The sequence below is a fragment of the Gottfriedia acidiceleris genome (assembly GCF_050457485.1).
GTDB classification, from domain to species: domain Bacteria; phylum Bacillota; class Bacilli; order Bacillales; family Bacillaceae_G; genus Gottfriedia; species Gottfriedia acidiceleris_D.
In genome coordinates, this window is record NZ_JBCMJM010000006.1 from 125,713 (window position 1) to 138,495 (window position 12,783).

Genomic DNA, 12,783 nt, shown 5'->3' on the forward strand with positions numbered 1-12,783 from the left:
TATCACCTTTTTCCAGTCTTAAATAATAAATAGATAAAATATGGTGCACCAATTACGGCAGTAAATACACCAGCTGGTATTTGAATTGGACTAAACACCGTTCTTCCAATTGTATCAGCCACTAATACCATGATGGCACCGATTATTCCAGATAAAGGAATCAATGCACCGTAAGAAGCACCAACTATTTTCCGAGCAATATGAGGTGCAATTAGTCCAACAAATGCGATTGCTCCTGCAAATGCAACTGCACCAGCTACCAATGCTGTACTTATAAATAACAAGGTTAGTCGATTTTTTTCTACTTGAACTCCTAAGCTTGTTGAAACTTCATCTCCAAGTTGCTGCGTATTGATATGTCTAATAAACGATAAAGCTAGAACAATAAAAACTAAAGTCCAAACTGTAATGATTTTAACTTGTTCCCAGTTCGCTCCATAGACGCTCCCGGTTAACCACATATTCGCTTCAGTTGCTCTAAAAATAGGTCCAATAATCATAAAGAATGAAGTTGTGCTTTGAGCTAAAGCTGAAAATCCAACTCCTACTAAAACTAATCTTAATGGCTTTAATTCCCCATCTTTATAAGCAAAAGCATAGACAAATACTAAACTTATAATGGCACCGATAAATGCCGCTAATGGTAGCCATTTTATACTTACTGTTAATTGATTCGTCCGATCATCACTAAAAATAGCTAAAAATAATACAACGGCAGCTCCTGCTCCACCTGTTATCCCAAGTATATCTGGAGAGGCTAGTGGATTTCTAACTAACCCTTGTAGAATTGCTCCAGCGATCGCTAAAGAAATCCCAGCAAAAATTCCAATGATGATTCGTGGCATTCGAAATGCTTGAATAAATAATTCATCTATTTTTTCACCTTCACCAAAAATAACAGATAATACTTTTGGAATTGAGATATAACGGTCACCTAGCGTTAAGCTCACTAAAAATGAACTGATCAATAAAAGAAGGGCAATTATTAAAACGGAAAATGATCGTTTATTAAATAGTAGTGAAAAGTACTTGTTTCTTAATTTGATCATATTCATTTTACTGTACCGCCTTTTCTTGCTAAGTAAATAAAAAATGGTGCACCAATAACTGCTGTCATAATACCAACTGGCGTTTCTTCTGGCATTAAAATGTAACGAGATCCTACATCAGCTAAAAGAAGTAAAATTGCCCCTAAGATCCCACAAAATGGAATCATCCAGCGATAATCATTTTTAACGAACATTCTAACTATTTGAGGGACAATTATACCAACTAATCCTATTGGTCCTGCTATACTTACAGCACCACCGGCTAGAATGATGACTAACACGACTAATGTCGTTTTTAATAAAGCTGTATTTTGCCCTAAAGCTCTAGATACATCTTCTCCTAGCATGAATGTATTAATCTTTCCACCAAGTGCAAGTGCGACCACCCAAGCTATGACGATATATGGTAGTACCATATGTAATGAATCAAGTGAACGCCCTTGAACTGAACCCGCTAGCCAAAATAGTACTTGCTCTAATGCTACTTCATTTGTTACTAGTAAGCCTTGGGTTATTGAGCTAAACATAGCTGCAATTGAAACACCAGCTAAAGTAATTTTTAATGGTGTCGCTCCGTCTCTTCCTATTGAACTTAATCCAAATACAAATACCGCTGACAATGTAGCTCCTATAAATGAAAGCCATATAGTCGCATTAGTTGATTGTAAATGAAAAAAAGTGATACTTAGTACAATTAACATCGAGGCACCAGCGTTAATTCCTAGAACGCTTGGCGATGCTAGAGGATTTTTAGTTAAAACCTGCATAAATAATCCAGCGATTGCTAAACTCGCTCCTACTATTGAAGCAATGATTGCTCTTGGAACCCGAACATTTTGAATAATTAACTGTTCATTAGACCCATCAAATTGTGTAAATGAATGGATTAAACTTGTAAAACTAGTATCCGTATATCCTAGTAAAATACTAGAAAAAAAACAAATAACTAATAATGAAATACAAGCTACTAATACGATAACTCTTGATCTTGGGTGAATAAGCATTTTATATCTCCTACTATTCTATTCTCTACTATTAGTCTAAATGATATGAATTATCAAGTCAATGAGAATGATTTTCATTTTCTTGTTGACTTCTAATCAAATCTTAATCTATAATACTACTTGTCGAGAGAAATGATAATCATTATCAACTAAAAAGGGAGACCATTCTATGAAAAAACTAAAATTTTCTTCACTAATTGCTCTATTCATTGCAGCAATTATGGTATTAGGTGCTTGTGGCACAAAAAAATCAGATGAAGCTTCTAGTAAAGAAAGTAAAAAAGCAAATACAATTTCGATTGAGCATGCAATGGGTACGACAAAAGTTCCTGCTAATCCAAAAAGAGTTGTTATTTTAACAAACGAAGGAACTGAAGCTTTACTAGCATTAGGTGTGAAACCAGTCGGTGCTGTTAAATCATGGACAGGAAACCCTTGGTACGATCATATTTCTAAAGATATGGATGGCGTAGAAGTTGTAGGTGTGGAAAGTGAAGTTAACCTTGAGAAAATCGCTGGTTTAAAACCAGATTTAATCATCGGTAATAAAATGCGTCAAGAAAAAGTGTATGAGCAATTAAGTGCAATTGCACCAACAGTTTTCGCTGAAACATTACGTGGAGATTGGCAAGAAAATTTCAAATTCTATGCAAAAGTTTTAAACAAAGAAGAACAAGGTAATAAAGTATTAGCTGATTATACAAAACGTGTTGATGATCTAAAAGCTGAATTAGGCGATAAAGTAAATCAAAAAATTTCAATGGTTCGTTTTATGGGTGCTGATGTACGAATCTATCACCAAGATACATTCTCTGGTGTAATTCTTAAACAATTAGGTTTCCAACGTCCAGAGGAACAAAATGCTCCTGATTTTGCTGAAAGAGGCGTAACAAAAGAACGTATTCCAGCCATGGATGGAGATTACCTATTCTACTTTACATTTGATGACGGTAAAGAGTCTGGCTCTAAGCTTGAAAAAGAATTTACAGAAGATCCTTTATTCAAAAAGCTAAATGCTTCAAAAAATGGGCATGTCATTAAAGTAAATGATGTAACTTGGAACACTGCAGGTGGAATCAAGGCTGCTTACTTAATGTTAGATGACATTGAAAAAACTTTTACTAAATAACAGAATTTAAAAAGGTTTACCTTTATTGTCAAGTTGAATGACAATTTAGGTAAACTTTTTTTGTTAAAGTAGGGATCTACTAATTTCCATTCCTGCAATACTTGCTTATCCTGCTTTCCCTGTATCTTCAGCATTTCCTGCAATTAACGTAAGCATCATATGCTCTTGGTCCCAATATTCATTGTTAAATTTTAAACTATTAGGGGTTTTCGCAAATGTTTTGAATCCTAGTTTTTCATATAGTTTTTTTGCTGTTTCATTACCTTCTACGATATTTAATGTAAGTTGTTCAAGTCCAAAGCTTTTTGCTAAGTGGATCGCTTCTTCAATTAGAAGATAGCCTGCCCCCATTTTTCGAGCGCTAGGAGAAACATAGACAGACTCAATTTTTCCTTTATGCTCTGCTTTAACTTTTTCAAATGTTTTTAAAGTTGCTACTCCAATTAATTGACCTTTGTCAGTAAAGGCACCAATCGTATAATTTTTATCTTGATCCAATATTTCTGCTTTGTATTCAATAGGGTCATCTTGATCAAGTATTTCATCCATAGTTGTAATAAAAACTTCAGGATTCTCTTTTAAACCTTCTAAACGAATATTAAGATAGATTTCGGCATCTTCTTTAGTTAATAAACGTATTTTCATAATATCCCTCCGTATTTCTTGCAAAGTATATTTTATATAACAAATGTAAGGTTTTCAACGCTTTCAAAAACTAGACTCTAGTAAACTCTTATTGTCATGAACTTGTAAAAAACATATAAAAACGCTTGTATACCAAGCGTTTAGACGATTCTCTTTTCTTGATTTTTCACAATTCCTGTTACAGAAATGTTAGGTTTGTCATAGTTCTTAAGTAAACTTTACTAAATTACGAAATCTAGTTTTTTATTAAATAAACTCTTTCTGGCCTACCGATCGTTCCATACGCTAAATCCGCTAATACTTTTCCTTCAGATACTAGATATTCTAAATATCTCCGGGCAGTAGTACGACTAACGCCAATTTCCAACCCTATATTCTCAGCAGTCATACCGTTTTGAACTTCATTTATCACAAATAACACCTTATCTAAAGTAAGCTTATCAATTCCTTTAGGGTATAAACTTTGTTCTTCAATCACCGAATTATTTTTTCCGATTAAACCGTCTATTTCTTCCTGAGTTAGATAAGCACTTTTTGATTGTAGGCTTTGCACTTTATTTGAATAATTTACATAACGAATTAAAGACTTTTTAAAACGATCAAAAATGACTGGCTTAATAATAAAATCAAATACACCATAATGTAAGGCCTTGTTAACTGAGTCGATTTCTTTGGATGCTGTAATCATAATAACATCTGCCAAAATTGAATTTTTCTTCATCCATTGTAAAAAATCTAAGCCATTCATATCCGGAAAATAAACATCTAGTAATACTAGCTGCGGTTTTAGTATCTCAATTAAATCAACTGCTTCTTGGTAATTTGTCGCAATACCAATTACACTAAACCCGTCTATTCTTTCAATAAATCGCTGATGAATTTCTGCAATTCTACTATCATCTTCAACTATTAACACTTCTATTAAATTCTTTTTCATCGTATCTGTTACTCTCCTTTTGGCGTTTCGGAATGGCAACAATAAATGTAGTTCCCCCATGTTCGTTTGAATGAAAAGTAATTTGTCCGTTTAATTTATGGAGCAATCTCTGGACTAGGTGAAGTCCGATCCCTGAGTTTTTAGATTGCTCCTTAGTAGAAATACCATATTCAAAAATCTCATCGATTAATTCCTCAGGGATACCATTTGCATTATCCTCAATTTCAATCACTAAATCTTCACCTAAATCAGTAAGAAATAGTGAAACAAGCTTTTCTGATTTATTTGTTTCTAATACTGCATCGAATGCGTTATTTAATAGATTTCCGATTATCGTTATTAAGTCTTCCCTATTTATTTCTTTCGGGACATCTGCAAAACTACTATTATAATCGATGTTAAAGTCTACTTTTAACTCATTAGCTAAACTTATTTTGCCTAAAAGAAGTCCTGCAACCACTGGGTCTGAAATTTCTTCCATAATAAAATGGATAATATTTTGAGTTATATTTGATTCCTTTGAAATTAATTCAATCGCTTCTTGATAGGATTCAAGCTGTATTAAGCCTAAAATTGTATGCAACTTATTCGAATATTCATGTGCCTGAGCTCTAAGGCCTTCTGAATATGCTTTTATTTGCGATAGTTCATTTAGCAATTTATTCAACTCTGATTTTTCCCTAAAGGTTGTGACTGCTCCAACAATTTTAGAATTCACTCCAATAATCGGTATACAATTAATAATCATTACTTTTTCATTTATTAAAAACTCTAAATCATAAATTGGCTTACCAGTTTCAACTACTTTCTTCAGATGCGAATTATGCAATATGTCTTCTATTTTTAATCCTCTAAGCTTTATATTATTAGGAATAGATAGTACTTTATGAGCATTTTCATTTACTACCGTAATCTCTCCGTATTCATCAATCGCAATGATCCCTTCATGAATTGATTCCAAAATTGCGTGTTTTTCTTTGTACATCCTACCAATTTCTTTTGGCTCCAATCCGAAGATCGATTTTTTAATATTAAATGAAATTAAAAAAGCTGCTCCTATTCCAAGAAGTAATATGACAATACTATTTTTTATTAGTTTTTTACTAAACGCTTGTGCCTCATGATCAATATCTTTTATTAAGTAGCCTACAGAAACAACTCCAATTACATTGCCATTATCATCAAAAATAGGAGTTTTTCCTCTTAAAGAAGGACCAAGTGTACCAGTCGATTCCGATACGATTTCCTCTCCCTTAAATACTTTATTATTATCTCCTCCAACCATTTTCTTCCCAATTAGGAATGGGTTTGGGTGTGAATAACGTACTTCATTTTTATTTCCAACAACGATAAACTCCGCTCCAACTTTCTTTCGGATTTGTTCAACGATCGGCTGAATGATTCCTGATGGATTTTCACTTAAAAATGCTTCACGAACTTCTGGCATATTTGCCACTGTTTGAGAAATGGCTAAAGCCTTTAATCCCTTTTCATGTTTTAGGTTTTTTAAAAACATTTCTTGAGATACTATTTCAAAAACACTACTGATAACTAAAATGAGAACAGAAATAAAGATGATTAACTTATAATGTAAACGCATAAAATTTCTCCTTATATTTTTATAATAATCAAAAAACTCCTTTTATTAAAGGAGTTTTGTTAGAAATTTAAGCTTCTACATTAATAACTACTTCTTTACCCTTCAATTTAATAATAATTGGAATGAGGATCCAAAGTACTCCAATTATTAAAAATACTAATGAAATAGGATGAGTAAAGAAAATACTATAGTCACCATTTGATACAGTTAAAGCTCTTCTTAAATTATTCTCAATCATTGGACCTAAAACGATTCCTAATACTAGTGGTGCGATTGGAAAATCATTTTTAGAAAGGAAATATCCAAAAATTCCACATGCTATTAATAGAAGTAAATCATTTACAGATACTTGTACGGCATAAACACCAAATATTGAAATGGCTACAATTAGTGGTAATAAGTATTTCTTCGGCGTTTGAATAATCTTTGCAAATATTTTTACTAAAGGCATGTTTAAGATGATCAGCATTACGTTACCAATAAACATACTCGCAATTAACCCCCACGCAACATCAGGATGTTCATCGAAAAGCAGTGGTCCCGGTTGTATGTTATACATCATTAAGGCACCCATTAGGATTGCAGTTGTTCCTGAACTTGGAATCCCTAAAGTTAATAAAGGAATCATCGCTCCCCCAGACGCGGCATTGTTTGCTGACTCAGGAGATGCAACACCAGCGATTGTACCAGTACCAAACTTTTCTGGCGTTTTACTAACCTTCTTTTCTAAAATATAAGCGAAAAATGAAGCTAAAATAGCACCCGCTCCCGGTAATAAGCCGACGAAAAATCCTAAAATAGAGCCCCTTGCAATCGGTGCTACACTTTCTTTTAATTCTTCTTTAGATGGTAATAAATTATTAATCTTCGCCATCTCGCCATCTTCAACTTCATTTTCAATAATTGTTTTAAATACTTCCCCTAGAGCAAATAATCCTACCGCTACTGTTAAAAATTCTAACCCTTGATATAGCCATGGAATGTCATATGTAAAACGAGAAACTCCTGATACGGAATCAATTCCAATTGTAGCCAGTAGTAGTCCGAAGATCGTCATAATTAATGCTTTTGTTACCGACTTTCCTGCTAGTCCACTTACTGCACATAAACCAAGAAGCATTAATGAAAAATATTCAGCTGGACCGAACTTAATTGCTAATGCCGATAATGGTTTTGCTAATACGATCAGTGCAATAAGAGTAAAAATACCTGCCACAAATGAACCAATTGCTGAGATTGACAAAGCACTTCCCGCTCTACCTTTTTTAGCCATTTGATAGCCATCTAAAGTTGTCACTACCGATGAAGATTCACCAGGAGTGTTTAATAGAATTGAAGTAGTAGAACCACCATACATAGCACCATAATATACACCAGCTAATAAAATTATTGCACTTCCCGCTGCTTGCTCAGGTCCTAAAAACCCAGTTACAGAAGCAGTAACAGGTATTAATAAAGCGACCCCACTCATTGGCCCAATACCAGGTAATACCCCTACTGCTGTACCAATTAATACTCCGGCAAAAGCAAACAATAAGTTGTACCATGTAAATGCAGTTTCAAATCCCTGCATTAAATATTGAAAAGTACTCAAGTTAAAACTCTCCCTTCTTACTTCTTAAAACCAAATTGACCAAACAGGTAAAGTACCTTTTAAAACATCAACAAAAATAAAATAAATAATGAGTGAATAACCTAATGAAATCGAAAGTGATTTTATCCAGTTTCCACGCTCCATTGTTTGAATTGCTACAATTAGGAATAAAAATGAACTAATAATAAAACCGATTTTCTCAAGTAAAAGTGCATAAAGAATAGCTGAAGCTAGGATGATAAAAAATTGCTTATAATTATATTGAATTGTTTCCTTTTCTTTTCCTTTATAAGAAAATGTTTCGTAAAATAACCTACAGCTTAGTAAAGAAAGTGCACAGCCAAGTATAAATGGAAAAACGTTCGGACCAACTACACTTCCATAAGCAGTGCCTGCTATACTCCGACTTTCTAAAATAAAAGTAATTCCTGTAATAAGAAAAATGATTGCTGCTAATCGATCAAATTTTTTATTCATATATCTCACCTCTTTATGTTCAGTAATGGAAAAGAAGGAGTGTTATCCCCCTTCTTTATTTCATTTATTTACTCATACCTAATGCTTTTAATAAATCTTGAACTTGTGTTTCTTGTTCTGATAAGAACGAATTAAATTCTTTACCATCTTTATATTCCGGCTGCCAGCCTTGCTTTTCTACTTCCTCTTTCCATTCTTTTGTCTCAACTAATTTTGAAATTGTTTTTTCCCAATATGAGTATGCATCTTTAGACATTTTCTCTGGTCCAAAAACCCCACGCCAAATGATAAACTCTGCATCAATACCTTGTTCTTTAGCTGTTGGAAACTCAGACAATACATCTCCTTGTAAACGTTCAGGTGATGTTACTGCCAAAACTTTAACTTTACCTGATTTAACAAACTCAAGCGTACTAGAGACATCGGTCGAAATGACATCCGCATTATTACCTAATAATGCTGTTATTGCTTCAGAACCACCATCATAGGAAACATACTTAATTTTCGTAGGATCAATACCATATTTATAAGCTGGTAAAATTCCGATTAAATGATCCATTGACCCTGGAGCAGATCCCCCAGCTAAAGTAATATTCTTCGGATTCTTTTTAATATCATCTAAAAGTGACTTTAAATCTTTATACTTAGAATCAGCCTTTACAACGATTGCACCATAATCCTTTGTTAACTGAGCTAAAGGTGTACTATTTTTATAGCCATAAGGACTATTTCCCTCTTTTTTCAAGTTGTTAATAATAATAGGTGGTGAGTTTACAAATAATTTTTCATTATTGGCTTTATCTTGTGTAGCATACTCAGCCATGAAGACCGTACCGCCACCGCCTGGCTTATTCTCTACCGTCATAGGTTCTTTAACAAGTTTTGTTTCACTTAAAATTTTAGTGAACGATCTAGCTGTCAAATCCCATCCGCCGCCTGCTCCAGATGGTGCTACAACCGAAATTGCCTTATTAGGATAAGATGAGTTATTGCTCCCTGTTGTTACACTACTACTTTTACATGCTGCAAGACTTACAGCGATTAAAGAAGTCATTACAAACAAACTAGTCTTTTTAAATTTCACCTATAGTTCCTCCCTTTTTTGGAAACGCTTTCTAATACAAGTATTATAGTTTAATAATTCTGAAAAAAGTTTTTATGAACGTTAAATACGTAAAGTCCATTAAAACCATTTTGTTCATAAAAACCACGGTAAAGAAAACTTTCCGATTGGCGAACCTTTAGGAGGAAAAAGAAGCGTAGTTGCACTTATACTTCGTTCCTAAAATTTGCAAATAGATCGATTCCACTACATAAAAAGCTGAGTTTTGAAAATTACTTCCTCATAACGGGCTCATGCGGAACTATGAACGCTGGGTTTTGAATATTACTTCCTCATAACCTGGTCATGAGGAACTATGAATGCCGGATTTTGAAAATTACTTCCTCATAACTGGTTCATGGGGAACTATGAACGCTGGGTTTTGAATATTACATCCTCATAACGGGATCATGCGGAACTATGAACGCTGGGTTTTGAAAATTACTTCCTCATAACGGGATCATGCGGAACTATGAACGCTGGGTTTTGAATATTACTTCCTCATAACCGGTTCATGAGGAACTATGAACGCTGGGTTTTGAAAATTACATCCTCATAACGAGGGCATGCGGAACTATGAACGCTAGTTTTTGAAAATTACTTCCTCATAACGGGCTCATGCGGAACTATGAACGCTGGGTTTTGAATATTACTTCCTCATAACGGGCTCATGCGGAACTATGAACGCTGATTTTTGAAAATTACTTCCTCATAACAAGCTATAATGGAAATTGACCAAGAGGCTAATTGAAAAACTCATTTCTCGACCAGTCTATAAAAACAAAAAAAGAATACAAGTCTGATATAATATCAGACTCGTATTCTTTTTCTTACTTATTTATGAATCCAAACAGCACCAGCTGAATTGTCTTTTGCTTCTCCAATTACTTGGAATTTTAATCCGTAGTTAGGTACTTTTCTTCCTGCATCAGGAATTAAAGTATTTTGGTAACTATGCGAATCATCGAATTCTGTTACACCAGGTAATCCAGCATAGTCAAAGATTCCACGAGATGGTGAATTAAAGTAGAATTCTGGTGATTTATCGTAACTGAAAGCAGCGTCAGCTACTTGGTAACGAGTACTTTGTGATACAGATGGTTTACCATTTAATGTACCAACAATAGCCTCTGGATGAGCATCTACAACACCTAAGAAACCTTCACCAGGGTGAACTCCTGTCCAGTTATCTGTGTAGCTATCATCACCATACCAAACTACTAATCCAGTATTATACTTAACTCCACGAGCATATTCTAATGCTTTATCAGAGCCAGCATAGTTTCTCCACTCTAAGTAGTAGAAGTGATCTTTAAAATCAGTACCATTCGATACAGTTGCTTTGTCTAATGTAAATCCTGGAGTTCCTTCAGCACCATCAGTAAATTTAACTGCACCGTCAACAGTTAATTTTGCTTCGTCGAAAGCAAATCCTTCAGGGGCTAATCCACCATCAGTAACATATTCAAACTGAACTTTTACGTTTTTTCCTTTGAATGCAGATAAGTCATAAACTTTATCTACCCAAAGTCCTTTAGATGTTTCAAGTCCACCTGCAGTATTTTCATCACCAATTGTATCAATTGTTGCAAGTTTAGCACCAGTTGTTGCATCTAATACATTTACATATACATAATCGTAACTATATTCAACTTCATAGTTTGCTTTTACAGCGAAGCTTGCATTTGTAGCTGCTGTTAAATTAAATACTGGTGAAGTCATAGTAGTGTGAAGGTTATCGCCTTTTGTACTATAGTAATACTTTGCACCAAATTGAGGTTGGATTTTACTTTTTACTTCTTTTTTAGGTAAGTTAACTTTTACGATTGCTGGATTGTTTGATTTAGTTACACTTTGATCGATAATAGCAGCAATACCTTTTTCATCAAGATCTTTATAATCTACTTCAGTCATATTTGCCCAGTTTCCACCAATTGTTTTTTGGAAGAACTCTTTGTTTTGTGGTGAGAAACTTGTAGGTGTTGTTCCAGCGATTGCGCCGTTCCAACTACCACCACTCATAACTGACCAAGAAGCAATTGGCTCACCATTACCTGAATATTGAGTATCGTACTCATCTGGTAATCCTAAATCATGACCAAATTCGTGAGCGAATACACCAACTGCTCCATCTTCTGGCTCAATTGTGTAATCATATGCAGCCATCATTCCGTTCCAATATGGAACTTTTGATTGTGTTCCTGAGAAAGTAGTTACTCCATTTAAAGTCCAACGATGTGACCAGATCGCTTTATCTCCTAATTTACCTCCACCAGCTTCTTGACCAGTTCCAGCATGAAGAACCATTAAGTGATCGACTAATCCATCAGGCTCATTAATATTTCCATCACCATCAAGATCATAAATATCTAAATCATCAAAATCAGCTAAATTAATACCTGAATTGATTGCAGCTCGTAGTGATTCCTTAACAAGATCACGTGGACCTTTTGGTGCAAGATTATCATGTCCACCAGTTGGGCTATCATCACCATAATCAGCTGCATTCCCAGAAACTGTTAACCAGTCTGTTACTGTGCCTTTTACAGTATAACTTCCACCAGATTGTTCTTCATAAAATTGTTTAAACGTTTTAATTTTAGAGCCATCGTTTAAAGTAAAATCTTTATCTCCAAAAAGCATATCTTGGTAATGTTTTTTACTGAAATCGTCAGTGTACATGTACCCAGCTTGTTTATCAATATTGTTATGTTTAAAATCAGCAAATTCTGTTAAGATGACTAATACTTTATCTTCACGTACTCCGCCGTTATAGCCAGCTTGTTTAGCAGAATCAACTTTTACAACGCCAGTTGGTTTGCCTTTTTTATAGTTTTCGTGTCCTTTATTTAATTGTGATAATAGTTGAGCCTTACGTTTTTCTAATGTTGCTCTTTGTTTATCAGCAATTTCTGATTGTGACTGTGTATGTACTTTTTCCTTATATTCACCTTGTTTTTCCTTTATGTAAGCTTGTACTTTTGCATTAGCTGCTTCAGAGCTATCTGATTCTTTGATCACGCCTCTGTCTCTTAAAGCTTTTTCTAATCTTTCCTCATCCACTACGTTTAAATCTAAATAAGGACTTTCTACTAATTGTTTACTTTCACTTTCAGTAGGAATTGCTGCTTTTGAAGTTACTCCCGTTGAAAAAATGGACATACTTAATGCTGTAGCAAGTGAGACACTCGATAATACCTTCCAGTATGATGGTCTTGCCATAATTCTACACCCCTTTTTCGAATA

The 12,783-nt window shown here is 34.3% G+C and carries 10 protein-coding genes; 1 reads left to right on the plus strand and 9 read right to left on the minus strand.

Annotated features, from left to right (window positions below):
• Window positions 1–2: 2 nt before the first annotated feature.
• Window positions 3–1,055 (minus strand): FecCD family ABC transporter permease, encoded by a 1,053-nt coding sequence (locus ABEY15_RS06010; RefSeq protein ID WP_429889089.1) that lies wholly within the window; start codon window positions 1,053–1,055, stop codon window positions 3–5.
• Window positions 1,052–2,053 (minus strand): FecCD family ABC transporter permease, encoded by a 1,002-nt coding sequence (locus ABEY15_RS06015; protein ID WP_429889090.1) that lies wholly within the window; start codon window positions 2,051–2,053, stop codon window positions 1,052–1,054. Before ABEY15_RS06015 ends, ABEY15_RS06010 begins: the two co-directional genes overlap by 4 nt.
• Window positions 2,054–2,222: 169 nt before the next feature.
• Between ABEY15_RS06015 and ABEY15_RS06020 the strand changes: the two genes are divergently transcribed.
• Window positions 2,223–3,182 carry an ABC transporter substrate-binding protein gene (locus tag ABEY15_RS06020; protein WP_429889091.1) on the plus strand — a complete coding sequence of 320 codons (960 nt, stop codon included), beginning with the start codon at window positions 2,223–2,225 and terminating at the stop codon, window positions 3,180–3,182.
• A gap of 105 nt (window positions 3,183–3,287) precedes the next feature.
• On the opposite strand, the gene ABEY15_RS06025 is transcribed toward ABEY15_RS06020, so the two are convergent.
• The 7 genes from ABEY15_RS06025 to ABEY15_RS06055 all read right to left on the minus strand — a co-directional run bounded on the left by ABEY15_RS06025 (window position 3,288) and on the right by ABEY15_RS06055 (window position 12,759).
• Window positions 3,288–3,827, minus strand: a complete 540-nt coding sequence (locus tag ABEY15_RS06025) for an N-acetyltransferase family protein (RefSeq protein WP_429889092.1) — start codon at window positions 3,825–3,827, stop codon at window positions 3,288–3,290.
• Between the two features lie 235 nt (window positions 3,828–4,062).
• Window positions 4,063–4,764, minus strand: coding sequence for a response regulator (locus ABEY15_RS06030; RefSeq protein WP_429889094.1), 702 nt, complete (start codon window positions 4,762–4,764; stop codon window positions 4,063–4,065).
• Entirely contained in the window at window positions 4,730–6,364 is a 1,635-nt protein-coding gene (locus ABEY15_RS06035; protein ID WP_429889095.1) for an ATP-binding protein, read from the minus strand. Before ABEY15_RS06035 ends, ABEY15_RS06030 begins: the two co-directional genes overlap by 35 nt.
• 67 nt (window positions 6,365–6,431) lie before the next feature.
• Window positions 6,432–7,937 carry a tripartite tricarboxylate transporter permease gene (locus ABEY15_RS06040; protein WP_429889260.1) on the minus strand — a complete coding sequence of 502 codons (1,506 nt, stop codon included), beginning with the start codon at window positions 7,935–7,937 and terminating at the stop codon, window positions 6,432–6,434.
• A 45-nt stretch (window positions 7,938–7,982) separates the two neighbouring features.
• Entirely contained in the window at window positions 7,983–8,435 is a 453-nt protein-coding gene (locus ABEY15_RS06045) for a tripartite tricarboxylate transporter TctB family protein (RefSeq protein WP_429889096.1), read from the minus strand.
• Window positions 8,436–8,499: 64 nt separating this feature from the next.
• Entirely contained in the window at window positions 8,500–9,519 is a 1,020-nt protein-coding gene (locus ABEY15_RS06050) for a Bug family tripartite tricarboxylate transporter substrate binding protein (RefSeq protein WP_429889097.1), read from the minus strand.
• Between the two features lie 852 nt (window positions 9,520–10,371).
• Entirely contained in the window at window positions 10,372–12,759 is a 2,388-nt protein-coding gene (locus ABEY15_RS06055) for an immune inhibitor A domain-containing protein (RefSeq protein WP_429889098.1), read from the minus strand.
• Between the last annotated feature and the right edge of the window lie 24 nt (window positions 12,760–12,783).